Below are 23,997 nucleotides of genomic sequence, written 5' to 3' on the forward strand. Positions count from 1 at the left end.
GCGTGTCCCGACCCCCGTGGGGCGGGCCCCGGCCCACCGGGCGCCACCCCGGCTGGCCCGCGCGCACGCGAACGCTGAGGGTGCCGGCGGGCGTCGTCGAGCTGCGCCCGGTGCGTCTGCGGGACGGACGGGCCTGGTCGCGCATCCGGCAGCGGGACGAGGAGCACCTCGCCCCGTGGGAGCCCACGCTGCCCGGCCCGTGGGCGGAGCGGAACGCGCTCTCGGAGTGGCCGACGCGGTGGAGCGCGCTGCGCTCGATGGGCCGCGCGGGCCAGGCGCTGCCGTTCACGCTGCTCGTCGACGGCGAGTTCGCCGGCCAGGTCGTGATCGGCAACGTGGTGCGCGAGCCGTTGCTCTCGGCGTACGTCGGCTACTGGGTGAGCGCGCAGGTCGCGGGCGGCGGTGTCGCGACGGCGGCCGTCGCCCTGGCCGTCGACCACTGCTTCGCCCGCGTGGGCCTGCACCGCATCGAGGCGACCGTGCGGCCGGAGAACGTGCGCAGCCGGCGGGTGCTCGCGAAGCTCGGCTTCCGCGAGGAGGGGCTGCTGCGCCGGTACCTGGAGGTCGACGGCGACTGGCGCGACCACCTCGTCCTCGCGGTCACCGAGGAGGACGTGCTGCCCGACGGCCTGGTCGCGCGGGTGCTCCGGGCCGGCCTCGCCGAGCGAGATCGAGAGTGACACCCACATGGCCGAGGGGTTGAGACTTCCGGACCATCCGGTCGAGTGCTAAGGGGCCCAAACCTGCTGGCGTCTGGTTCCCCTACTGGAGGGATCTCGTCACCGCTCGCACACGACACGCCGTGTCGGCTGCGAGGCCCACGGGGCTCATGTGACTAGCGTGGCGTCTGCGACGAACCGGATCCGGTCCGTCGCGGTCGTCCCAGGTGGGGGGTGTGCGGTGCCGAGCTCGGTCGTGTTCGCGGCCCTGGTCCTGGCGTGGCTGGTGGTCCTCGTCCCGGTCGTGGCCCGGCGTCGCCAGATGGTTCCCCGTCCCGCCGAGGCCGATCTGAGTGCCCGGGTGCTGCCGCGGACGGCGGGCGCACCCCTGATCGAGGAGGTCCCCGTGACCACTGCGCAGGCGGACGCACGCACCGGACGCACGGTGGCGGCCGGAGGTGGCACGGGCGGCACCGCGACCGGCACGGTGCTGGCCGAGCGCGCGGACGAGACCCCCGAGGCCCTCGACGCCGAGCTCGACCTCGACGCCCAGCACGACGAGGACCTCGACGAGCTCGAGGACCTCGACGACGAGCGGGCCGAGCTCGACGAGTACGACGACGACGTCCGCCCCGCCGGGCGCGAGCGGGTCCTGCGCCGGGCCCCGCACCCGGACGACGACGAGTACCTCGAGGACGAGTTCCTCGAGGACGAGTACCTCGACGAGGACCTCGAGGACGAGCCCGTCGCCGAGCGTGCCCTGCGCACCTACCGGCCCGGCCGGGGCGGCTTCGACCCCGACGCCGCGGCCGCCGCCGCGCGTGCCCGGTACACGTTCCGTCAGCGCGTCGCGCTCGGCCTGATCGCGGTCGCGGTGCTCTCGGCGCTGGCCGCGCTGGTGGTCTCGAGCGCCATGTGGTGGCTGCACGCGGCCGCCGACGTCATGCTGGTCGGTTACCTGGCCTTCCTGCGCCGCCAGACGCGCATCGAGGAGGAGGTGCGCGTCCGCCGGGCCGCCCGTCTGTCCGGGGAGCGGCGCGCGCTGGAGGCCCGCCGCGCCCGTCAGGCCGAGCACGAGGCGCGGATGGCCGCGATGCGCGAGCAGGACTGGATCGACGGGGAGTACGAGGCCGACGACCTCGACGACGAGCAGGTCCGGTTCGAGGACGAGGAGCTCCGTGCCGCGTCCTCGCCCCGCTGGGCCGCCCCGCGCACCCCGGCGCCGCCGGTGCCCGACGATCTCGAGCTGGTCGACGACACCGACGACGACCCGGCGTTCCACGACCTCGACGGCGAGCGCTCCTACGGCTACCGGCGGGCCGCCGGGGCCTGACCCGGCATCCGGTCGCGATCGACGGCGTTGCTAGAGTCGTCATCGCACCAGGGGCTGTGGCGCAGTTGGTAGCGCGACTCGTTCGCATCGAGTAGGTCAGGGGTTCGATTCCCCTCAGCTCCACCCCGTCCACCGAAACGCCCGGGCTCCTGCCCGGGCGTTTCGTGCGTCCGGGGCCTCCGGAGATCACCAGGTCGCCGGACACGCCCTCCGGGCGACCGGAGGTGCCTCTCGACCTGCTGATCAGTGCCGGCGGCTCCTCAGCCCGTCGGGTCCGACCTCAGCGCCAGGACGGCAACCACAGCTCCGCGTTCCAGCGGTCGGCGGTGACCCAGGCGCCGACGAGGATCGGCCACAGCCACGCGAAGTTCGCGACGACGAGGCCGGTGTAGATGCCGACCACGAGCGTCCCGACCCGCCGGCGTTCGAGTCCCTGCTCCCGCCGGCCCAGGAACTCCCCGAGGGCCAGCACCACCGCCAGGACCAGGAACGGCGCCACGGGCGTCATGTAGAAGAAGTACATCTGGCGGTCGAGGTTGGTGAACCACGGCAGGAAGCCCGCGCCGTAGCCCACGAGCACGGCGGCGTGGCGCCAGTCGAACGTCGTCACGACGCGCCAGATCGACCAGCCGAGCGCCGGCACCGACGCCCACCAGAGCGCGGGCGTCCCGATCAGCATCACCGCGGACACGCACGACGGGCCGCCGCAGCCGGCCTCGGCGGTGCCGGACTCGTAGGAGTAGAGCATCGGGCGCAGCCCCATCGGCCACGTCCACGGCTTGGACTCCCAGGGGTGCGGCGACCCGCGCGGGGTGTCGAGCGTGGCGTGGAACTCCAGCACCTTGGTGCTGTAGTACGCCAGCCCGCGCAGCCAGTCGGGCAGGAACGCCGTCGCTCCGCCGACGGGCAGCTGCTGGCCGACGGCGTGCCGGTCGGTGCCGGTCTCGCTGGCGATCCAGGGCAGCCAGCTCGCGAGGTAGAACAGCACCGGGACGGCGAGGAACGCCCACACCGCGGGCGCGACGTCGCGGACGAGGGTGCCGACGAACGGGCGCGCGACGCCCGCGGCCCGCCGGGCGGCCATGTCGAAGCCGATCAGCAGGGCGCCGAAGAAGACGATGTAGTAGAGGCCCGACCACTTCGCGGCGAGCGACAGCCCGAGGCACGCGCCGGCCGCCAGGCGCCACCACCGCACGCCGAGGCGCGGCCCGTACACGGTCTGCGCGATGCGGCCCTCCGCGACGACCACCGCGAGCCGGGCCCGCACGTCGTCGCGGTCGACCAGGATCGCCGCGAACGCGAGCAGCACGAACAGCGCCGGGAAGATGTCGATCATGCCGACGCGCGCGGACACGTGGCTGACACCGTCGGCGATCAGCAGGACGCCGGCCAGGGCGCCGAGCAGCGTGGAGCGGGTCAGTCGCCGGGCCACCCGGACGATCGCGAGGATCGCGATCGTGCCCGCGAGCGCCGACGCGGCGCGCCAGCCCACCGGGTCGTACCCGAACACCCACTGGCCGACGGCCATGAGCTGCTTCGACAGCGGCGGGTGGACCACCAGCTCGTAGCCCGGGTTGTCCTCGTACCCGCCGTTGCGCAGGACCTGCCAGGCCTGGGGGACGTAGTGCTTCTCGTCGAAGATCGGGGTGCCATGGTCGGTGGGCCACCCGACGTTCCAGAACCGCACGATCCCGCCCACGACGGTGAGGACGAGCGCCACGATCCAGCCGCGCAGGCGGTCGGTGGGCATCGGCCGCCCGAGCAGCTGGGCGACGGCCGGCGCGTCCTTCGGGGACGGGAGCACGCTCGCCGCGTCCGGCGTCGGGCGCGCGATGGTGGCCGTCACGGCTGCCGATCGTATGGTCTCGGGGATGCCTGGGACGCAAGATGGGGTGCTCCTCCTCGCGGGTGTCCCGTTGGGCGACCCCGCGGACGCCTCCGCGCGGCTGCGCGACGCACTGGCCACGGCCGACGTCGTCGCCGCCGAGGACACCCGCAGGCTCGCCCGGTTGGCGTCCGACCTCGGCGTCCGGGTGGGCGGGCGTGTCGTCACCTTCCGCGAGGACAACGAGGTCGCGCGCACGCCCGGCCTGGTCGAGGAGGTACGCGGCGGCGCGACGGTCCTGCTGGTCACCGACGGCGGGATGCCGAGCGTGTCCGACCCCGGCTACCGGGTCGTCACCGCGTGCCTCGACGCGGGGCTCGTCGTGCGCTGCCTGCCCGGGCCGTCGGCGGTCCTGATGGCCCTCGCGGTCTCCGGCCTGCCGACCGACCGCTTCTGCTTCGAGGGCTTCGCCCCGCGCACCGACGGGAAGCGACGGACCTGGTTCCGTGAGCTCGCCGGCGAACGGCGCACCGTCGTGTTCTTCGAGTCCCCGCGCCGGCTCGCGTCCCTGCTGGCCGTGGCCGTGGAGGTGCTGGGCGGCGACCGCGCCGGCGCGGTCTGCCGGGAGCTCACCAAGACCCACGAGGAGGTCGTGCGCGGTCCTCTCGCCGACCTCGCGGCGTGGGCGGGTGCCCGCGACGTGCTGGGGGAGGTGACCGTGGTGCTCGGCCCCGCGGTCGCGGTGACGCCGGAGCCCGAGGACCTCGCGGAGGAGGTCCTCGGGCTCGTCGCCGACGGCCGGCGTCTCAAGGACGCCGCGCGCGACGTCGCGACCGTCCACGGCGTCTCGACGAAGGCGCTCTACGACGCCACGGTGCAGTTACGGAAGTAGGACGAGCTTTCCGGCCACGCGCCGGGTCTGGTTGTCGTCCTGGGCCCTGCCCGCCTCGGCGAGCGGGTAGGTGACGACGGTCGGCGCGCGCAGCCGTCCCTCGGCGAGCAGGTCGAGGGCCTCGGTCAGGGCGCGGCTCTCGTCGTCCGGGTCGCCGCCGGAGGTGAACGTGACGCCGAGCTCCTGCGCGCCGGCGTAGTCGGCGATCGTGATGGCCTTCTCCGGGGAGCCCGTGAGCGCGACGAGATCGCGGAGCCCGCCGTAGCCCGACGTGTCGAAGCCCAGGTCGACGCCGTTCGGCGCGACGGCCCGGACGCGGTCGGCGAGGCCCTCGCCGTAGACCACCGGGGTGGCGCCGAGCGCGCGCAGCTCGTCCTGGTGGGCCTCGCCCGCGCTACCGATCACCGTCGCCCCGCGGGCCACCGCGAGCTGCACCGCGACGACGCCCACCGCTCCGGCCGCGCCGTCGATGACGATCGTGGTGCCGGTGTGGTCGCCCTCGCCCAGGCCCAGCAGGGCGAGCGCGCGGTACGCCGTCGTCGCCGCCACCGGCAGGGCCGCGGCGGTCTCCCACCCCACCTCGGCGGGCTTGCGCACGAGGGCCCGGACATTCGCCACGACCTCCTCGGCGTAGCCGCCGCCGGTGGCCTTGCCGACGACCTCGTCGCCCACGGCGAACGCCGTGACGCCCTCGCCGAGTGCGTCGACCACGCCGGCGACGTCGTACCCGGGCACCTGCGGCTCGTCCGGCGCGTCCCCGGACGCCATCCCGCCGCCGCGGAGCTTCCAGTCCAGCGGGTTCACCGCGGCGGCGCGCACGGCCACGCGGACCTGGCCCGGGCCGGGCGTCGGGTCCTCACGGTCGACGAGCTCGAGGACCTCGGGTCCGCCGTAGCGGCGGTACTGCACGACCTTCGATGTCATGCCCCGCGCAACACCCGCGACCGCCCACGCATGCCCGCCCGATACGCAACGAACGGGCGGTTCGCTGCTTCTATGCGCCCGAACTCCCCGTTCGCTCCGCCGCCCGGAGCGCCACCGTGGCGCCGAGCTCCCACGCCGCCTCGCGCTCGGCGCTGCCGATCTCGCCGGTGGACTCGCAGACCTCGGCGACCTGCTCCCACCCGAGCGCGCCGGTGATCCGCAGGACGTCGCGGACGGCGCCGGCGACGTCCGACCCGCCGTGCACGTACAGCCCGAACGGGCGCCCGGCGGTCGCGTCCAGGCACGGGTAGTAGATCTGGTCGAAGAAGTGCTTGAGCGCGCCCGACATCGTCCCGATGTTCGCCGGCGTGCCGAGCACGATGCCGTCGCAGGCCAGCGCGTCCGCCGCGCCGGCGGTGAGGGCGGGCCGGTGGACGACCTCCACCTCGGCCTCGATCTCGTCGGTGCCCGCGCCCTCGACGACGGCGGCCAGCAGCTCGTGCAGGCTCGGTGACGGGGTGTGGTGGACGATCAACACCGTCGTCATGGTGTCGGGGTCACGGGGTCGGGCTCTCCTGCAGCGCGGCCTCGACGAGCCGCACCAGCAGCGACCCGGTGCGCGCGGCGGAGGCGTGGACGGCGTCGATGACCGCGAGGTGGTCGACGGGCGCGTCGGTGGTGCCAGCCGCCGGGTTGCTCACCAGCGCGACCCCCGCCACCCGCACCCCGGCGGCGCGCACGGCGATCGTCTCGAGCACCGTCGACATCCCGACGAGGTCGGCGCCCAGGGTGGCCAGCATGCGGATCTCGGCCGGGGTCTCGAAGTGCGGACCGGGCAGCCCCGCGTAGACGCCCTCGGCGAGCTCCGGCTCGATCCCGCGGGCCAGGGCGCGCAGCCCCGGGTCGTAGGCGCCGGTGAGGTCGACGAACTCCGGCCCGACGAGCGGCGAGCGGCCCGTGAGGTTCAGGTGGTCGGCGATCAGCACCGGCTGGCCCACCGCGTACGACGGGTCGATCCCGCCGGCGGCGTTCGTCAGGACGACGCTGGTGGCGCCGGCCGCGCAGGCCGTCCGGACCGGGTGCACGACCTGCTCCGGGCCGTGGCCCTCGTAGAGGTGCGTGCGCCCCAGCAGCACCAGCACCCGCCTGCCGCCCAGCTCCACCGACCGCGCCACCCCGGCGTGGTCGGGCGCGCCGGGCGGGGTGAAGCCGGGCAGCTCGGAGAACGGGACCTCGGCGACGGGCGGGCCGAACGCGTCGGCCGCAGATCCCCAACCGGAGCCGAGCACCACGGCGACGTCGTGGGTCAGGGCGCCCGTGCGCCGGGCCAGCTCGGACGCGGCCTCCTCGGCGGAGGGACGGGGCGGCGCGAGCGGCTCGATCTCGGTCATCGGCGGCGAGCCTAGGGGGGCGGTGCGGCGAAGCTGTCGGCGACGGCCTGGAACTGGTCGGGCGCCCCGACGACGTCGGTGCTCGTCGCGGTCAGCCGGATCACCCACAGGCTGGTGCCCGACGGCACGAGACGCGTCCACGTCGTCCGGTCGTCGGTCGGGCCGGAGGTGGTGCGGTAGACCGTCTGCTGGGGCGACTCCCCGCCCGGGGTGCCCGCGCCGACCGTCTCCACCGGGCCGACGGACGAGCCGTCCACGCCCAGGCTGTCCGGCCGCGAGAGCAGCGCGACGTAGTCCGCGGCGCGCTGGGACGGGTAGAAGCCGGTGACGCGGTCGATCCGCAGCTCGCGGCCCGCGTCCGGCGACACGAAGCGCACCGTGACGTCGCCGCCGGGCTGCTCGAGCCGGAACTGCTGCCAGCCGGCGGGCACCAGCGCGCTGAAGTCCAGGCCGGTGCCCGCGTAGCGCTGGTCGGTGTCGGCGTGCGCCACGAGCACGGTGCCCGCGACCTCGGGACCCGCGGGCGTGAGATCCGTCGACAGCGCCCCCTGGCCGGCCAGCGAACGGGTCAGGGCGTACGCCCCGATCGCCCCGAGCGCGGCCATCAGCACGAGCAGCGCGACCACCCCGGCCACCGCCCACGGCGACCGGCGCGGTGCCGGTACGGGCCGCGCCGACGGCGTGAACGGCAGCGGACCCGGGTCGGAGGCCAGCCGCTGACCGGTGGCGCTCGGGCCGCCCGGAGCCGCCGCGGCGGGTCGCTGGGGCGGGGGCCGCCACCCCGGGGCCGGGGCCCCGCCGGGCGGCGTCCAGCGTCCGGGTGTCGGCGGGCCGACGGTGCGGGGCGGCGGAGCCGGCGGGCGGCGCACCGCCCGCGTGACGTCCTCGGAGCGCGGCACCCGCGGGCCGACCATCGTCGTCTCGGCGTCGCCCGGTGCCGACACCGCGGCCCGCGCCGCCGCCGGCCGGGCCTGGCCGTTGCCCGGGGTGGCGGGCGCGGGCGTCTCGGCGGGCTCGGGCTTGTCGGCGGGCTTGTCGGCGGGCTTGTCGGCGGGCTTGTCGGCGGGCTTGTCGGCGGCGAGCTCGGGCGCGTCCTTCTCGTCGGACCGGGCCTCGGACCGGGCCTCTGACCGGGCCTCGGACCGGGGCTCGGCGGGTGCCTTCGCCTCGGCGTCCTCGCTCTCCGCGGTGGGCGAGGCGTCGTCGTCGGCCTTGTCGGCCCCCGTCGACGTCTCGGTGGGCTCCGCCTCCGGGGTCTCGGCGTCCGTGCTCGCGGGGGCCGCGTCGTCGGCGGCCGCTCCCGCGGTCTCCGGAGCGTCGGGCTCCTCGCCCTTCTCGGCCGCTGCGCCGTCCGCCGCCTCGACCTCGGTCTTCTCCTCGGTCTTCTCCTCGGCCTTCTCCTCGGTGGACGCTGCCCCGGCCGGCTCGTCCTTCTCGTCCGCGCCGGCCTCGACAGGGGTGGCCTCGCCGGGGGAGGCCTCGGCGACCTCGTCCCCGGAGGCCTCTGCCGCGGCGTCCTCGGAGGCCCCGACCTCGGACGCCTCGGACGCCACGGGCTCCTCGGCCGGCGTCGCGTCGTCCGCCGCGGGCTCGGACTCGGCCCCTCGGACCCGGCCCCTCGGCCTCGGCCGGCGCCTCGACCTTCTCGCTGCCGCTGTCCTCGCCGGCGGCACTCGCCGCCACCGCCGCGCCCGCCGCCACCGCCGCCCCGGCGGCCGCCTGCTCGCCCGAGACGGCCTCGTCCTTCTTCTCGGGGTCCTTCTTCTCGGGCGCCTCCGGGTCCGCGACGCCGGCCTCGGCGACCGCAGCCTCCTCGCCCACCGACGCGGCGGGCCCGCTCCCGGCCTCGGTCCGCGGGGTGGGCGAGGGCTTGGCGTCCGGCGTCGGACGCGGGCTCGCCGACACCTCGCCCGGGGCGTCCGGCGACCCCTCGACCAGCGTGCCGGCCGGCCCCCGCGACGAGGACGCCGGGACCGGCATGATCCCGGCCTGGTCGCTGACCTCGCCCGCTCTCGGCACCCGGAACGCCGCGGTGCGCGGCGCGGACGGGGCGGCGAGGACGGGACCCTCCGGGTCGGACAGCAGCGGGCGCAGGCGCCGGCGGACGGCGGCGAGCGGCATGCGCAGCGCGGGGTCCTTGACCATCAGGCCCCGGATGACGTCGACGACGGGCCCGCGCCCGGTGGGCACCGGGACGTCGCCGTGCACGACCTCGGTGACCGTGCCGACGGGATCGCCCGCGTCGTACGGCGGGCGTCCCTCGAGGCAGGCGAAGAGGGTGGCGCCGAGCCCCCAGAGGTCGGCGGCCGGCCCGACCGCGCGCCCCATCGCCACCTCGGGCGCGATGTAGGGCGGGGAACCGAGCACGGTGCCGGTCTGTGTCATCGACTGCTCGGCCGCGTTGCGGGCGATCCCGAAGTCGGTGAGCTTGATCTGCCCGTTCTCGCCGATGAGCACGTTGCCGGGCTTGACGTCGCGGTGCGTGATGCCCGCCCGGTGGGCCGTCGTGAGCGCCGACGCCACCGCGGAACCGATCTCGGCCGCCTCCGGCTGGGTGAGCGTGCCGCGCTCGCCGATGTAGCTCGCGAGGCTGCGCGAGGGCAGCAGCTCCATGACGACGTAGGGCTCGGAGTTGACCTCGACGACGTCGTAGAGGGTGACGACGTTGGGGTGGCTGAGCATCGCCGTGGCCCGGGCCTCGCGCAGCGTCCGCTCCCGGACGATGCCGCGCTCGTTGACCGGCACGGACGACAGCCGCACCTCCTTGACCGCGACGGCGCGGTGCAGGACCTCGTCGTACGCCGACCACACGGTGCCCATGGCGCCGCGGCCGAGCTCGTGCTCGAGGCGGTAGCGCCCGACGAGCCGGCGGGGACCGGGGGCGTCGGCGGGTCCGGGGGTCACGTCCCCATCATGGCAACGCCGACCGTTGGGCGGACCGCCCCCGGGGTACCCCGTGACGAACGACGTGCGACGGACGGGCGGCGATCGCCGGGCAGCGGCCCGGGACACCGGTGACCAGCACCGACCGCCCGCTCGTCGGACCGTCCCGGGGGGTGGCCCGCCGCACACAGAGCGGTCGCGACCCCTCGGCGCGAGGGCGGTCTCGTTGCCCACAACCGCCGTCCGGCGCAGGCATGCTGGGCCGGACAGTCGGACTCGCGACGGGTTCGGCACAGGAGGTGTGTTCGATGACTCTGGCACAGCCACGCCCGGTGACGGCCCCCGTGGCCGACCTCGGTGCGGGCCACGGCCCGGAGTGGATCGATCGCTGGCTCACCGCGCACGCCGAGGACGTCGTCTCCTGGCGCCGGGCGATCCACGCCCGCCCCGAGCTGGCCCGCCGTGAGCACGAGACCACCCGCCTCGTCGCCGAGACCCTGGTCGGCGCGGGCCTGCGCCCCCGGCTCCTGCCCGGCACGGGCCTGGTCTGCGACATCGGCGAGGGCCCGCGCACGGTGGCCCTGCGCGCCGACATCGACGCCCTGCCGCTCACCGAGCAGGTCGAGGTGCCCTGGGCCTCCCAGGTGCCGGGCGTCGCGCACATGTGCGGCCACGACGCCCACACCGCCATGGTGCTCGGCGCCGGGCTCGCGCTGGCCGCGTCCCCGGAGGCGCTGCCGGGCCGGGTGCGGCTGATCTTCCAGCCCGCCGAGGAGGTGCAGCCCGGTGGCGCGCTCGACGTCATCGCCGCCGACGGGCTCGACGGGGTCGACCGCATCTTCGCGCTGCACTGCGACCCGCGGCTCGAGGTCGGCAAGGTCGGCACGCGCACCGGGGCGATCACCTCGGCGTGCGACATGCTCGAGCTGCGCCTCACCTCGCCGGGCGGGCACACCTCGCGCCCGCACCTCACCGCGGACCTCGTGCACGCGCTCGGCACGGTGATCACCGGCCTGCCCGACCTGCTCTCCCGCCGGGTCGACCCGCGCTCGGGCACCGTCCTGGTCTGGGGCACCGTCCAGGCCGGCAACGCCACGAACGCCGTCCCCCAGCAGGGCGTGCTCGGCGGCACGCTGCGCACCGCCCAGCACGCGACGTGGAACGAGCTCGAGCCGCTGGTCCGCTCGCTGGTCACCGCGCTGCTCGCGCCCACCGGCGTCGGCTACGTGCTCGAGCACCGGCGCGGCGTCCCGCCGGTGGTCAACGACGCCGTGTCGGCCGACCTGCTGGCCCGCGCGGCCGAGCGGGCCGTCGGGCTCGACGCCGCGGTCGGCACCGAGCAGTCCAGCGGCGGCGAGGACTTCGGCTGGTACCTCGAGCACGTCCCGGGCGCGATGGGCCGTCTCGGCGTCTGGTCGGGCTCGGGCGACATGTCCGACCTGCACCAGCCCACGTTCGACCTCGACGAGCGTGCCCTGCCGGTCGGTGTGCGGACGCTGGCGCACGCCGCGCTGGCCACCCTCGCGGGCTGACCCGGACGCATCTGCTTGGCGCGCCCGGCGAACGGTCGGGCACGATGGCGGCCGTGAGCGATGCAACGGTGACCGCCACGGACGTCCCGACCGCCGAAGAGGGTGGTCCGGGCGTGTCCGTCGCCCCTGTCCTGCCCCCGGTCACCCGCCGCATCGCCGACGAGCTCGGCGTCGCCGAGGGCCGGGTGCGCGCGGCGGTCGAGCTCCTCGACGGCGGCGCGACGGTGCCCTTCGTCGCCCGCTACCGCAAGGAGGCGACGGACGGCCTCGACGACGCGCAGCTGCGCACGCTCGAGGAGCGCCTGACCTACCTGCGCGAGCTCGAGGAGCGCCGCGCCGCGGTGCTCGAGTCGGTCCGTGGCCAGGGCAAGTTGGACGACGAGCTCGCCGCCCGCATCCTCGGCGCGGAGACGAAGAGCCGCCTGGAGGACGTCTACCTCCCGTTCAAGCCGAAGCGGCGCACCAAGGCCGCGATCGCCCGGGAGGCCGGCCTCGAGCCGCTGGCCGACGCGCTGCTCACCGACCCCACCCACATCCCGCGCACCGCGGCCGGCGCCTACGTCGACCCGGACCACGGCGTCCCCGACCGCGACGCCGCCCTCGACGGCGCGCGCGCGATCCTCGTCGAGCGCTGGGCGGAGGACGCCGACCTCGTGGGCGAGCTCCGCGAGCAGATGTGGCGCCGCGGGCGGCTCACGGCCACCTACCGCGAGGGCCGCGGCGGCGAGGGCGACACCGCGGCCGCGAAGTTCTCCGACTACGGCGCCTTCGACGAGAAGTTCACCCGCCTGCCGTCGCACCGGATCCTCGCGGTGCTGCGCGGCGAGACCGAGGAGGTCCTGGCGCTCTCGCTCGACCCGCTCGCCGCGGACGACGACGAGACCGCGATCTCCGACGTCTACCTCTCGCGCATCGCCGCAGCCGTCGGCGTCGCCGACCGCGGCCGACCCGCCGACCGCTGGCTCACCGACGCCGTGCGCTGGGCGTGGCGCACGCGCATCCTGTCCCGCCTGATCGTCGACCTGCGGGTGCGGCTCCGCGAGGTGGCCGAGGAGGGCGCGGTGCTGGTGTTCGCCGGCAACCTGCGCGACCTGCTGCTCGCCGCCCCCGCGGGCGCCCGGCCCACCCTCGGCCTCGACCCGGGCCTGCGCACCGGCGTGAAGGTCGCGGTCATCGACGGCACGGGCAAGGTCGTCGCCACCGACACCATCCACCCGCACGTCCCGCGCAGGCAGTGGGAGGCCTCGCGCACCCGCCTGGGCGAGCTGGCCCGCGAGCACGGCGTCGAGCTGGTCGCCATCGGCAACGGCACCGCCTCGCGCGAGACCCACGCCCTGGTCCGCGACCTCATCGCCCGCGAGCCCGACCTCGGGCTCACCGCCGCGGTGGTCTCCGAGGCCGGCGCGTCGGTGTACTCGGCCTCGGAGCAGGCGTCGGCGGAGCTGCCCGACCTCGACGTGTCGCTGCGGGGCGCGGTCTCGATCGCGCGGCGCCTGCAGGACCCGCTGGCCGAGCTCGTGAAGATCGACCCGAAGTCGATCGGCGTCGGCCAGTACCAGCACGACATCGCCGGCACGGCCCTGTCGCGCTCGCTGGACGCCGTCGTCGAGGACGCGGTGAACGCCGTCGGCGTCGACGTCAACACGGCCTCGGCGCCACTGCTGCGCCGCGTGTCGGGCATCAGCACCGGGCTCGCCACCACGATCGTCGGCTATCGCGACGAGCACGGGCCCTTCGCGTCGCGCACCGCGCTGCGCGAGGTGCCGCGCCTGGGCGCCAAGGCGTTCGAGCAGAGCGCGGGCTTCCTGCGCATCTCCGGCGGCCCCGACCCGCTCGACCGCTCGGCGGTGCACCCGGAGTCGTACCCGGTGGTCCACCGCATCGCGGAGTCCACCGGCCACGACGTCGAGGGCCTCGTCGGCAACACGGCCCTGCTCACGAGCCTCGACCCCGACACCTTCACCGACGAGCGCGTCGGGCGCCCGACGGTCGTCGACATCCTCGCCGAGCTGGACAAGCCCGGGCGTGACCCGCGCCCCGAGTTCACCACCGCGGAGTTCGCCGAGGGCGTCGAGGCGATCACCGACCTGACGCCGGGCATGGTGCTCGAGGGCCAGGTCACCAACGTCGCCGCGTTCGGCGCGTTCGTCGACGTGGGCGTGCACCAGGACGGCCTGGTGCACATCTCGGCGATGTCGAAGGACTTCGTGTCCGACCCCCGCTCGGTGGTCGGCCCGGGCGACGTCGTCCGCGTGCGGGTGCTCGACGTCGACGTCGAGCGCAAGCGCATCTCGCTGACCCTGCGCCTCGACGAGGAGCAGCCCGCCGAGACCGGCGGCGCTCGGCCCGCTGGTGGCGGTGGTGCCGGAGGCGGCGGCCGGGGCGGCCGCGGCCGCGGCGGGCGTGGACGCCCGGGTGCCGCGCCGGCGACCGGGACGACGCCCCCGACGCCGCCACCACACCCACCGAGGGCGGCGGCGAGCGCCGGCGCCGGGGTGGTCGTGGCGGCCGGGGCGGCGGACGGGGCCAGGGCGAGCCGAAGCCCGCCGAGCAGGCGCCGGCCGCTCAGGCAGCGGCCACCGAGGCGCCCGCCGAGCAGAAGCCCACCGACCAGAAGGCTGCCAACCAGAAGGCTGGTGACCAGAAGCCTGGTGACCAGAAGCCTGGTGACCAGAAGCCCGGCGAGCGCGGCGGCCGGGGCCGGCGTGACGGAGGTCAGGGCCGGGACGACCGGGGCAAGGGCGGCGACCGGGGCCGGGGCGGCGACCGGGGCAAGCCCGGCCAGGGCGGTCAGGGTGGCCGCGACCAGCGCGGCTCGCGCGACCGTCGGCCCGCGCCCACCAACGGCGCCATGGCCGAGGCCCTGCGCCGCGCCGGCTACAACAGCTGAGCGACCTCGGTGGCGGGACCCGCGCTGAGCGCGGGTCTCGTCACCGGAGTCCCCGGCGAGAGTGTCACTGCCTAGAGGTCCGAGCCGGGCCCGGGGCCGACGGAGCGGCAGGGGCGCTCGCGCAGAGCGCGCACGTAGTCGTCGGGGGCCCCGGCGCCCTCGGCGGCGTCGGAGAGCACCCCGATGTAGCGCGCCGACGGCAGGCCGCCCTCATAGGCGTCGAGGACGTAGACCCAGGCGAGCTGCGGCCCGTCCATCGTCTGGATGCGCAGCCGGAGCTTCTTGTGCATCCCCAGCTCGCCCCCCTCCCAGCGGTCCAGCTGGTCGACGTCGAGCGGGCTGACGTCGTAGAGCACGACGAACACCCGCGAGTCGGGGTCCTCGACGACGGTGGAGAGGGCGCCCTCCCAACCGAGGTCCTCCCCGCCGAAGGTCAGGCGCCACCCCTCGAGCCACCCCGTCCCCGACATCGGGGAGTGGGGCGCCCGTTGCATCATCTGCTCGGGGTCCATGTTGGATCCGTACGCGGCGTAGAGCGGCACGGCGGACAGGGTAGTCAGCCGGGGTGGGCTCCGGCCGCGACCCGGTCGGTCGAGTTCCGGAACACCGTCGGTGCGTACCGGTCCTCGGGGCGGGGGACACTGGGGGTCACCACAGGTTGCAGGAGGAGATTCGCCGCATGACCCGCATCGTCATCCTGGGTGGAGGGCCGGCCGGGTACGAGGCGGCCCTCGTCGCCGCCCAGCACGAGGCCGACGTCACCGTCGTCGAGGAGGACAGCCTCGGCGGCAACTGCGTGGCCTACGACTGCGTGCCCTCCAAGACCTTCATCGCCTCGGCGGGGGTCCGCGCCGGGTTCCGCGCGACGGCCGAGATGGGTGTCGACGTCGACGACCCGCGCGTCGACCTGCCGCGCGTCAACGCCCGCGTGCACGGGCTCGCCCTCGCCCAGTCCGCCGACGTGCGCACGAAGCTGCAGGCCGAGGGCGTGCGCGTCGTGCAGGGCCGCGCGTGGTTCGAGGAGAGCGACCGCAGCAGCGCCACCCACGACGTGTGCATCGCGTTCCCCGACGGCTCCACCGAGACGGTCACCGCCGACGTCGCCCTCGTCGCCACCGGGGCGTCCCCGCGCGTGCTGCCCGACGCGCAGCCGGACGGGAAGCGGATCCTGACCTGGCGCCAGATCTACGACCTCGAGGCGCTGCCCGAGCACCTCATCGTGGTGGGCTCCGGGGTCACCGGCGCCGAGTTCGTCTCCGCGTACGCCGAGCTGGGCGTGCCCGTCACGCTGATCTCCAGCCGCGACCGCGTCCTGCCGCACGAGGACCCCGACGCCGCGACGACGCTGGAGGAGGTGTTCACCGAGCGCGGCGTGACCATCGAGCCGCGCTCGCGGGCCGACAAGGTCGTCGCCACCGCCGACGGCGTCCGGGTGACGCTGTCCGACGGGCGGGAGGTCGAGGGGTCGCACGCGCTGATGACCGTCGGCTCGGTGCCGAACACCGGCGACCTCGGCCTGGCCAACATCGGCCTGGAGCTGCGCGAGAGCGGTCACATCGACGTCGACCGCGTCTCCCGCACCGCGATCCCCGGCGTCTACGCCGCGGGCGACTGCACCGGCCTGCTGCCGCTGGCGTCGGTGGCGGCCATGCAGGGCCGGATCGCCATGTGGCACGCGCTGGGCGAGGGCGTGGCCCCGCTGCGTCTCAAGACCGTCGCCTCGGCGGTGTTCACCCGCCCCGAGGTCGCCACCGTCGGCATCAGTCACGCCCAGGTGGAGAGCGGGGAGTTCCACGCCCGCGAGGTCATCATGCCGCTGGGCACGAACCCGCGGGCCAAGATGTCCGGCCTGCGCGAGGGCTTCGTCAAGGTCTTCTGCCGGCCGGCGACGGGCGTCGTCATCGGCGGGGTCATCGTCGCGCCGGTGGCCAGCGAGCTGATCCTCCCGCTGGCCATGGCCGTGCAGAACAACCTGACGGTGAACGACCTCGCCCACACGTTCTCGATCTACCCGTCGCTCTCGGGTTCGGTCACCGAGGCGGGCCGTCGCCTGATGCAGCACGACGACCTGGACTAGACGACCCTGGGACTAGCGGCTCTGCACCCGGTCGCGCAGCGCGCGCCGGCCGCGGAGGCCGAGCTTCCCGTAGACGTTACGCAGGTGGTACTCGACGGTCTTGGTCGAGACGAACAGCTCGGCGGCGATCTCGGGGTTCGTCCACCCGCGCCCGACGAGCGTGGTGACCTCCCGCTCGCGGTCGGTGAGGTCGTCGGCCCAGCGGCCGCGGGCCGGGCCGGGCCCGACGGCACTGACGGCACTGACGGCACTGACGGCACTGACGGTCAGGTCGGCGGGTTCGGCCGCGTCCGCGAGGTCCGCCAGGCAGCGTTCCAGGAACGGGCGCGCGCCGAGGCGGCTGTAGGCGTCGGCCGCGGCGTCGAGGGCGGTCCGGCCCGCCGACCGGTGGCCGTCGAGCACCAACGTCGCCCCGTACGCGTGGCGCAGCCGCGTCCGGTACCAGCCGGGTTCGCCGCCGTCGGCGGGCAGCACGAGGCCGGCCTCGAAGGCCCGGCGCGCGCCGGGCAGGTCGCCGAGGGCCGCCGCGAGCCGGCCGGCGAGCCAGGCCCGCGCGACCAGTAGGCAGCTGCCCGCCGACGGCATCCGGTCGAGCGCCGCGAGGGCCCGCGCGGCGCTGTCCAGCCGCCCGGTGTCGAGGTGGCTGTCGACCAGCGCCGGGAGCCACCACCCCGAGTACAGCTGGACGCGATCGGGCTCGAGCTCGTCCGGCGTCAGGGCGCTCAGCGTGCTCGCGACGTCCCCGGCGCGGCCCTCGGCCTGCGCGATGGCGGCGTCGGCCAGCGTGAGGTGGATCCGGGGCCCGAGGAAGTCGGCGGTCTCGGCCAGCATCCGGGCGCGCGCCAGGTCGGCGCGCGCGGCGTCGTGCTCCCCGCGCCCGGCGTGCAGGATCGAGGAGAGCGACCAGAGCGTGGCGTGGTCGAAGCTGCGCCCGTGGCGCGTGACGGCCTCGACGGCGACCTCGAGCTCGCGGCGGGCGGCGTCCCACTCGCCGAGCAGGTAGTCGCACCAGATGAGGTGGACCTGGGCGGACACCCCGAGCAGGTGGGCGAGCGGGGTGCCGCGACGCCGGGCGACGACGGTCAGGTCCGCGCACGCCGGGGCGAGCCGGCCGAGGAGCCCGTTCAGGGTGCCGCGCTGGGTGAGGGCGGCGAGCTCGTACGGGGTGGCGCGCGCCGGCGATGTCGGCAGGAAGGCGAGGTGCTCGAGGCCGCGCGCCGGGCCCTCGGTGAGGGCGGTGCCGGCGGCGAGGAAGGCGCGGGCGAGGGGCACCAGCCGGTGCTGCTCGGGGATCCGGCGGCAGGCGTCGTCGGCCGCGCGGACGGCCGCCTCCCCGTCGCCGAGCTGGCAGTGGACGTAGGCCAGCTCGAGGTCGAGCCGTGCGACGGACTCGCCCGGCACCGCCCCGTCGACCATCCCCGCCCGGGCCGCGACCAGCAGGTCGCGCGACGCGGTGACCTCGTCGCGGGCGAAGGCCAGCAGCCCGAGCAGCTCCGAGCGCGCCGGACCGTCGGGGAGCGCCTCGATCTCGGCGGTGTGCGTCAGGGCGTGGCCCTCGCGTGCCGCGTGCACCAGCAGGCGGACGCCCTCGGTGAGGCGAGCGGCCCGGGCGCGCTCGTCGGGGCTGCGGGCGGCGGCCCACAGGAGGTACTCCGCCGCCGCGACCAGGGCGCCCTGCTCGAACTCGGCGGTGGCGGCCTTCTCCAGGGCGTCGGCGAGACCGGCGTCGGGCCCGTCGGTGCTCCCCACGAGGTGGCGCCAGTGCGCCGTGCCGCCGGTGAGGTCGGCAGCCTGCCGGTGGAGGGCACGGCGCCGGGCGGCCGGGAGGCTCCCGTACACGGCGTCGCGGACGAGGGCGGACCGGAAGGAGAGGATCTCGTCGGTCTCGTCGACCTGCGCCTCGAGGAGCCCCTCCCGCACCGCCGGGGTGCAGTCCTCCGACACCGTGTCGTGACCCGTCAGGGTGCGCAGGACGTGCACCGACGCCGGCTCGCCCAGGACGGCCAGGGCCTCGAGTGCCTCCCGGGCCCGCGGCGGGGCGCCGGCCAGCCGCCGCCGCAGACCCGCGGCGAGCGATCCGGGCGGGCGCGGGCGCCCGAGCCGGTAGCGGCCCGCGAGGTCCGTGGTCTCCCGGTCGGCGAGCACCGCCCGCAGGTACATCGGGTTGCCGTCGGTCTCCTCGCGCAGGCGCGCGACCGTCCACGGGGTCACGTCGGGGTCGATCTCCCGGGCGAGCTCGGCGACCTCGGCGTCCGAGAGGCCGCGGAGGGTCAGCCGCACGGTGTCCTCGGGCCACGCGTCGCCGGGCACGGGCTCGAGCCAGTCGTCGGGCCGGTCGTGACCGGCGAGCACGGTCATCACGCGCAGCGGGGGCAGACGGCGCAGCAGGCGCCGCAGCGTCGCCAGCGACTCGGGGTCCGCGCGGTGCAGGTCGTCCGCGACGAGCAGCACGGGCCGTCGGTCGGCCAGCTCCTCGAGGGCGGCGAGCAGCGCCGCCGCCCCGGGCCGCGACGGGCCGGTCGGGACGTCGGCGGGCCGGGCGCCGGCGGCGCGGGCGGCCGCGAGGCAGCGTTCGAGCAGCGCGCCGGGACGGCTCACCTCGACGTCGGGGGCCACCGCGCGGACCACGGTCATCCCGTCGGGACCGGCCGGACCGTCGGGAGCCCCGACGTGCCGGCGCAGGCGGTCGACGAGCTCCGACTTGCCGATCCCCGCCGGTCCGGTGATCAGGACCGGGGGCGGGGTGGCGGTCCGCGCCCTCCGCGCCACGTCGAGCAGACGGCCGAGCTCGGCGGCACGACCGACACCCTCCACGCGTCCTCCCCCCGGAGTCACGGACGACTAGGGATTCTGCCTGGGGCGAGGGCCTGCGTGGCCGACGACAGTGGACGGTGTTGCCCGAGCGGCCGTCGACGACAGCACGTCCCGCCCGTCCCCCCCATGGGCGGGGCGCGGAGGTCGGACCGGCACCGACCCGGGCGCCGGCGCGGCGTGCCCGTGTCAGCGCCTGTGTGCCGGGACCGGCCGCTCGGGCGACCTGCCGGTCAGACCCAGTCGAAGGTGCGGGTGACCGCCTTCTTCCACTGCGCGTAGGTCTCGTCGCGCAGCGTCGGGTCCATCTGCGGGTTCCAGACCTTGTCCTGGGCCCAGTTGTCGCGGATGTCCTGCTCGGAGTCCCAGAAGCCGACGGCGAGCCCGGCCGCGTACGCAGCGCCCAGGGCCGTGGTCTCGGCGACCTGGGGCCGGATGACCTCGACGCCGAGGAGGTCGGCCTGGAACTGCATGAGGATCTCGTTGCCGACCATGCCGCCGTCGACCTTGAGCGTCGTCAGGGGCACGCCCGAGTCGGCGTTCATGGCGTCGATGACCTCACGGGTCTGGAACGCCGTCGCCTCGAGAACCGCGCGGGCGAGGTGGCCCTTGTTGACGTAGCGGGTGAGCCCCACGATCGCGCCGCGGGCGTCGGCGCGCCAGTACGGCGCGAACAGGCCCGAGAACGCCGGCACGAAGTAGGCGCCGCCGTTGTCGTCGACGGTCTTGGCGAGCTCCTCGATCTCCGGCGCCGAGCTGATGATCCCGAGGTTGTCGCGCATCCACTGCACCAGCGAGCCGGTGACGGCGATCGAGCCCTCGAGCGCGTAGATCTGCGGGGCGTCGCCGATCTTGTAGCAGACGGTGGTCAGCAGGCCGTTCTTCGACTCGACCTTCTCGGTGCCGGTGTTGAGCAGCACGAAGTTGCCGGTGCCGTAGGTGTTCTTGGCCTCGCCGACGGCCAGGCAGGCCTGCCCGAACGTGGCCGCCTGCTGGTCGCCGAGGATGCCGGCGACCGGGACGTCGCGGAAGGTGCCGCGGGCCCGGATCGGGGCGTAGTTCTCCGAGGAGGACCGGATCTCGGGGAGCATCGCCATCGGCACCCCGATCTCCTCGCAGAGCTGCGGGTCCCACTCCAGGGTGTCGATGTTCATCAGCAGCGTGCGCGACGCGTTGGTCGGGTCGGTGACGTGCAGCCCGCCCTCGGTGCCGCCGGTGGCGTTCCACAGCACCCAGGTGTCCATCGTCCCGAACGCGAGCTCGCCGCGCTCGGCCCGCTCGCGAGCACCGTCGACGTTGTCGAGGATCCACCGCGCCTTCGGCCCGGCGAAGTAGGTGGCCAGGGGCAGACCCGTCTTCGCGCGGTAGCGCTCGGCCCCGCCGCCGAGGGCGCCGAGCTCCTCGCAGATGGCCTGGGTGCGCGTGTCCTGCCAGACGATGGCGTTGTGGATGGGCTCGCCGGTCGACTTGTCCCAGATGACCGTGGTCTCGCGCTGGTTGGTGATGCCGACCGCGGCGATCGAGGACGCGTCGAGGTCGGCGCGGGCGAGGGCCCCGCCGCAGACCTGGCGGGTGTTGACCCAGATCTCCGAGGCGTCGTGCTCCACCCACCCCGCCTTGGGGAAGATCTGCTGGTGCTCGAGCTGATCGACCGCGACGACCTGACCCGAGTGATCGAAGATCATGCATCGGGTCGACGTCGTGCCCTGGTCGATCGCGGCGACGTACTGGGTCATGCGAGAGCTCCCTGGCGAGTCGGGACGGACGGAAGGCAGGGGCCGCCGCGGGTCCGGGGGCGGCCGGGGATCAGGTCGCGGCGACCGGGGCGACGAGGGCGACGAGAGCGGCCAGCGCGGCGCCGATCAGCGGGCCGACCACCGGGACCCACGAGTAGCCCCAGTCGGGGCGGCCCTTGCCGCGGATCGGCAGCACCGCGTAGGCGATGCGCGGCCCGAGGTCACGGGCCGGGTTGATGGCGTAGCCGGTCGGCCCACCGAGCGCCTGGCCGATACCCACGACGACCGCGGCGGCGGCGGCGTAGATCGCCGGGCTGGAGCCGTAGGGGGCGACGAGCAGGAAGAGGACCAGCGCGAACGTCCCGATGATCTCGGTGACCATGTTCCACACCGGCTTCTTGATCGGCGGGTTGGTCGAGAAGATGTTCAGCGTGCCCGAGTTGTCCTCGTTCGCGTCGAACTGCAGCTTGTAGACGAGCCAGGCGAGCGTCGCGCCGACGAAGGCGCCCAGGAACTGGCCGATCAGGTAGTAGGGCACCTGCGACCACGGCGTGCCGCCGTTGATGGCGCTCGCGAGGGTGACGGCGGGGTTGATCGCGCCGCCGGACGCGTCGGCGATGCTGGCGCCGGCGAAGACGCCGAAGCCCCAGCCGAAGGTGATGAGCACCCACGACGCCGTGTCCCCGTCGGCATTCGTGCGGGTGAGGAGGACATTCGCCACCACGCCGCAGCCGAAGAGGAGCAGCACCATGGTGCCGAGGAACTCCGAGAGAATGATGCTTCCAGCGCCCACGACGGCTCCTGTCGGACGGCGACCCGTTACCCCTGATGCCGCGTCCGATCACCGACCCAGTGGGAGTCGAGGTCGGACGTGATCGTCAGGACGCTAGTGGCGTGTTCCACACGTGTAAACGCTTGCGGCCGATCTCAGGGTGGCGTGCTCCGACTCGGGGCACTCCATGTGGGGGAAGGAGCAGGGTGCTGATCCGGCTGCACGGTGCTGCAGTGGCGACGGCGCGTTAGCGTGGAACACGAGAGCGTCCTCGGGGGCGCCGGCGCCCGCGGTTCGTCGCGGCGCGCGGTCGGGCCCTGTGCCACCTCGGAGACAGCATCGCGAGAGAGGGGTCGGACGTGGACGCTGGACGAGGCACGCAGGACGGCAGCGCGGCGGGCCCGGACGCCGGGACGTCCGCGCCGGCCGAGGATCTGGACGCGGCGGCGGAGCCCGCACGCCTGGGGCCGGGGGACCGGGCGCGGTCGTGGGACCGCCTCGCCTCCGAGCAGTTCGACGTCGTCGTGGTCGGCGGCGGCGTGGTCGGCACCGGGGCGGCGCTCGACGCCGCGACCCGCGGGCTGAAGGTGGCCCTGGTCGAGGCCCGTGACCTCGCCTCGGGCACGTCGAGCCGGTCGTCGAAGCTCTTCCACGGCGGGCTGCGCTACCTCGAGCAGCTGGACTTCGGGCTGGTGCGCGAGGCGCTGCGGGAGCGCGAGCTGAGCCTGACCCGCCTCGCCCCGCACCTGATCAAGCCGGTCAGCTTCCTGTACCCGCTGACCAAGCACTGGGAGCGCCCGTACGTCACGGCCGGCGTCACGCTCTACGACACGATCGGCGGCAAGAGCTCGCTGCCGCACCAGAAGCAGCTGACCCGGTCCGGGGCCCTGCGGATGGCGCCGGCGCTCAAGCGCAGCGCCCTGGTCGGCGCGATCCGGTACTTCGACGCCCAGGCCGACGACGCCCGGCACACGATGATGGTCGGCCGTACCGCTGCCCAGTACGGCGCCGTCGTCCGCACCTCCACGCAGGTCGTCGAGTTCCTCCACGAGGTCGACAGGGTCGCCGGCGTCCGCGTGCGCGACGTCGAGACCGGCCGCGAGACCGATGTCCGCGCCTCGGTGGTGGTCAACTGCACCGGCGTGTGGACCGACCAGATGCAGCACGCCGCGGGCACCCGCGGCCGTTTCCGGGTCAAGGCCTCGAAGGGCGTGCACTTCCTCGTCGCCCGCGACAAGATCCCGTCGGACACCGGGATGATCCTGCGCACCGAGAAGTCGGTGCTGTTCGTCATCCCGTGGCGCAACCACTGGATCGTCGGCACCACCGACACCGACTGGAACCTCGACCTGGCCCATCCCGCGGCCACGCGCAAGGACCTCGACTACCTGCTCGAGCACGTCAACTCCGTGCTCGTGACGCCCCTGTCGCACGACGACATCGAGGGTGTCTACGCGGGCCTGCGGCCGCTGCTGGCCGGGGAGAGCGAGGAGACCTCGAAGCTCTCCCGCGAGCACGCCGTCTCCCGGGTCATGCCCGGTCTCGTGGCGATCGCGGGCGGCAAGTACACGACCTACCGCGTGATGGCCGCCGACGCGATCGACGCCGCGGCCGAGGACATCCCCACCCGGGTCGCGCCCTCGGTCACCGACCGCGTGCCGCTCATCGGCGCGGACGGCTACTTCGCGCTGGTCAACCAGGCCGAACAGCTCGGGAAGGAACACGGGCTGCACCCGCACCGCGTGCGCCACCTGCTCGACCGCTACGGCTCGCTGCTGCACGGCCTGCTGGCCATGGGCGACGAGGACCCGTCGCTGCTCGAGCCGGTGCCGGCCTCGCCGGACTACCTGCGCGTGGAGATCGCCTACGCCGTGGCCTACGAGGGGGCCATCCACCTCGACGACGTCCTCACCCGCCGCACCCGGATCTCGATCGAGTACGCCCACCGCGGGGTCGACTCGGCCGAGGCCGTCGGGGCCCAGATGGCGACCCTGCTGGGCTGGTCCGACGAGCAGCGCGACCTCGAGGTGCGCTCGTACATCGAGCGCGTGGAGGCCGAGCGGGAGTCGCAGTCGGTCGACACCGACGTCGAGGCCGACAAGCTGCGCGTCGCCGCGCCGGACCCGCGGGCCCCGAGGCTCGCGGCGCTCGGCACCGGCTGAGCCTGCCGCGAGGGGAGCCTCGCTGCGTGCGGCGCGGTCGAGGACAGCCCTCGTCCCGGACGGGCGGGCACGGACGCCGGACGCCCGGCACTGGCTGCGGCCGGTGCCGG

At 75.2% G+C, this 23,997-nt stretch carries 16 protein-coding genes, 1 tRNA gene and 2 pseudogenes; 9 read left to right on the forward strand and 10 right to left on the reverse strand.

Translation table 11 applies throughout. The features are described 5' to 3' along the window. Positions 1-2: 2 nt before the first annotated feature. From ACQPYN_RS08355 to ACQPYN_RS08365, 3 genes are all read left to right on the forward strand, one after another. Positions 3-680, forward strand: a complete 678-nt coding sequence (locus ACQPYN_RS08355) for a GNAT family N-acetyltransferase (protein ID WP_433035749.1) — start codon at positions 3-5, stop codon at positions 678-680. A gap of 220 nt (positions 681-900) precedes the next feature. Continuing rightward, positions 901-1,992 carry a divisome protein SepX/GlpR gene (sepX, locus tag ACQPYN_RS08360; RefSeq protein WP_433035752.1) on the forward strand — a complete coding sequence of 364 codons (1,092 nt, stop codon included), beginning with the start codon at positions 901-903 and terminating at the stop codon, positions 1,990-1,992. 50 nt (positions 1,993-2,042) lie between these two features. After that, a tRNA-Ala gene (locus ACQPYN_RS08365) sits at positions 2,043-2,115 on the forward strand. 157 nt (positions 2,116-2,272) lie between these two features. Here the strand turns inward: ACQPYN_RS08365 and ACQPYN_RS08370 are convergent. Then, positions 2,273-3,838, reverse strand: a complete 1,566-nt coding sequence (locus ACQPYN_RS08370; protein WP_433035755.1) for a dolichyl-phosphate-mannose--protein mannosyltransferase — start codon at positions 3,836-3,838, stop codon at positions 2,273-2,275. 25 nt (positions 3,839-3,863) lie between these two features. Between ACQPYN_RS08370 and rsmI the strand changes: the two genes are divergently transcribed. Beyond that, positions 3,864-4,709, forward strand: coding sequence for a 16S rRNA (cytidine(1402)-2'-O)-methyltransferase (gene rsmI, locus ACQPYN_RS08375; protein WP_433035758.1), 846 nt, complete (start codon positions 3,864-3,866; stop codon positions 4,707-4,709). On the opposite strand, the gene ACQPYN_RS08380 is transcribed toward rsmI, so the two are convergent. From ACQPYN_RS08380 to ACQPYN_RS08395, 4 genes are all read right to left on the reverse strand, one after another. Further along, on the reverse strand, positions 4,698-5,633 hold the full coding sequence (locus tag ACQPYN_RS08380; protein ID WP_433035761.1) for an NADP-dependent oxidoreductase: 936 nt from the start codon (positions 5,631-5,633) through the stop codon (positions 4,698-4,700). The two genes, rsmI and ACQPYN_RS08380, sit on opposite strands and share 12 nt — an antisense overlap. A 70-nt stretch (positions 5,634-5,703) precedes the next feature. Beyond that, positions 5,704-6,180, reverse strand: coding sequence for a flavodoxin family protein (locus ACQPYN_RS08385; protein ID WP_433035764.1), 477 nt, complete (start codon positions 6,178-6,180; stop codon positions 5,704-5,706). Between the two features lie 10 nt (positions 6,181-6,190). Further along, complete coding sequence (locus tag ACQPYN_RS08390) at positions 6,191-7,024, reverse strand: purine-nucleoside phosphorylase (protein ID WP_433038788.1); 834 nt, start codon at positions 7,022-7,024, stop codon at positions 6,191-6,193. Positions 7,025-7,035: 11 nt separating this feature from the next. Next, on the reverse strand, positions 7,036-8,577 hold the full coding sequence (locus tag ACQPYN_RS08395; protein ID WP_433035767.1) for a hypothetical protein: 1,542 nt from the start codon (positions 8,575-8,577) through the stop codon (positions 7,036-7,038). Between the two features lie 305 nt (positions 8,578-8,882). Here ACQPYN_RS08395 and ACQPYN_RS08400 point away from each other — a divergent pair, with 305 nt between their 5' ends. Then, positions 8,883-9,374: a hypothetical protein gene (locus ACQPYN_RS08400; protein ID WP_433035770.1), complete on the forward strand. Its 492-nt coding sequence runs from the start codon at positions 8,883-8,885 to the stop codon at positions 9,372-9,374. Here ACQPYN_RS08400 and ACQPYN_RS08405 read toward each other — a convergent pair. After that, positions 9,281-9,844: pseudogene (locus ACQPYN_RS08405) on the reverse strand (serine/threonine-protein kinase); the annotation flags it as partial. The gene ACQPYN_RS08400 and the pseudogene ACQPYN_RS08405 sit on opposite strands and share 94 nt — an antisense overlap. A 371-nt stretch (positions 9,845-10,215) precedes the next feature. Between ACQPYN_RS08405 and ACQPYN_RS08410 the strand changes: the two are divergent. Next, entirely contained in the window at positions 10,216-11,439 is a 1,224-nt protein-coding gene (locus ACQPYN_RS08410; RefSeq protein ID WP_433035773.1) for an amidohydrolase, read from the forward strand. 113 nt (positions 11,440-11,552) lie between these two features. After that, positions 11,553-13,874: pseudogene (locus ACQPYN_RS08415) on the forward strand (Tex family protein); the annotation flags it as partial. 526 nt (positions 13,875-14,400) lie between these two features. Here ACQPYN_RS08415 and ACQPYN_RS08420 read toward each other — a convergent pair. Then, positions 14,401-14,871, reverse strand: coding sequence for a gamma-glutamylcyclotransferase (locus ACQPYN_RS08420; RefSeq protein WP_433035776.1), 471 nt, complete (start codon positions 14,869-14,871; stop codon positions 14,401-14,403). 137 nt (positions 14,872-15,008) lie between these two features. On the opposite strand from ACQPYN_RS08420, the gene ACQPYN_RS08425 reads away from it, so the two are divergent. Next, positions 15,009-16,406, forward strand: a complete 1,398-nt coding sequence (locus tag ACQPYN_RS08425; RefSeq protein WP_433035779.1) for an NAD(P)H-quinone dehydrogenase — start codon at positions 15,009-15,011, stop codon at positions 16,404-16,406. Positions 16,407-16,418: 12 nt separating this feature from the next. Here the strand turns inward: ACQPYN_RS08425 and ACQPYN_RS08430 are convergent, their stop codons facing one another. The 3 genes from ACQPYN_RS08430 to ACQPYN_RS08440 form a co-directional block, all read right to left on the reverse strand. After that, positions 16,419-19,220 (reverse strand): AAA family ATPase, encoded by a 2,802-nt coding sequence (locus ACQPYN_RS08430; RefSeq protein WP_433035782.1) that lies wholly within the window; start codon positions 19,218-19,220, stop codon positions 16,419-16,421. A 230-nt stretch (positions 19,221-19,450) separates the two neighbouring features. Then, the gene (gene glpK / locus ACQPYN_RS08435; RefSeq protein ID WP_433035785.1) at positions 19,451-20,953 is read right to left on the reverse strand and encodes a glycerol kinase GlpK; all 1,503 of its coding nucleotides are present in this window, start codon (positions 20,951-20,953) and stop codon (positions 19,451-19,453) included. A gap of 70 nt (positions 20,954-21,023) precedes the next feature. Continuing rightward, positions 21,024-21,746, reverse strand: coding sequence for an MIP/aquaporin family protein (locus ACQPYN_RS08440; protein ID WP_433035788.1), 723 nt, complete (start codon positions 21,744-21,746; stop codon positions 21,024-21,026). 413 nt (positions 21,747-22,159) lie between these two features. Between ACQPYN_RS08440 and ACQPYN_RS08445 the strand changes: the two genes are divergently transcribed. Beyond that, positions 22,160-23,887, forward strand: a complete 1,728-nt coding sequence (locus ACQPYN_RS08445; RefSeq protein WP_433038790.1) for a glycerol-3-phosphate dehydrogenase/oxidase — start codon at positions 22,160-22,162, stop codon at positions 23,885-23,887. Positions 23,888-23,997: the final 110 nt, after the last annotated feature.

It is taken from the genome of Actinomycetospora sp. CA-053990 (assembly GCF_050948445.1).
GTDB classification, from domain to species: Bacteria; Actinomycetota; Actinomycetes; order Mycobacteriales; family Pseudonocardiaceae; genus Actinomycetospora; species Actinomycetospora callitridis.

Bases quoted from the DNA above. Each gene is read 5' to 3' on its own strand.
- glpK (WP_433035785.1), bottom strand. From the start codon at position 20,953: ATGACCCAGTACGTCGCCGCGATCGACCAGGGCACGACGTCGACCCGA.
- ACQPYN_RS08385 (WP_433035764.1), bottom strand. From the start codon at position 6,180: ATGACGACGGTGTTGATCGTCCACCACACCCCGTCACCGAGCCTGCAC.
- ACQPYN_RS08410 (WP_433035773.1), top strand. From the start codon at position 10,216: ATGACTCTGGCACAGCCACGCCCGGTGACGGCCCCCGTGGCCGACCTC.
- ACQPYN_RS08390 (WP_433038788.1), bottom strand. From the start codon at position 7,024: ATGACCGAGATCGAGCCGCTCGCGCCGCCCCGTCCCTCCGCCGAGGAG.
- ACQPYN_RS08380 (WP_433035761.1), bottom strand. From the start codon at position 5,633: ATGACATCGAAGGTCGTGCAGTACCGCCGCTACGGCGGACCCGAGGTC.
- rsmI (WP_433035758.1), top strand. From the start codon at position 3,864: ATGCCTGGGACGCAAGATGGGGTGCTCCTCCTCGCGGGTGTCCCGTTG.
- ACQPYN_RS08425 (WP_433035779.1), top strand. From the start codon at position 15,009: ATGACCCGCATCGTCATCCTGGGTGGAGGGCCGGCCGGGTACGAGGCG.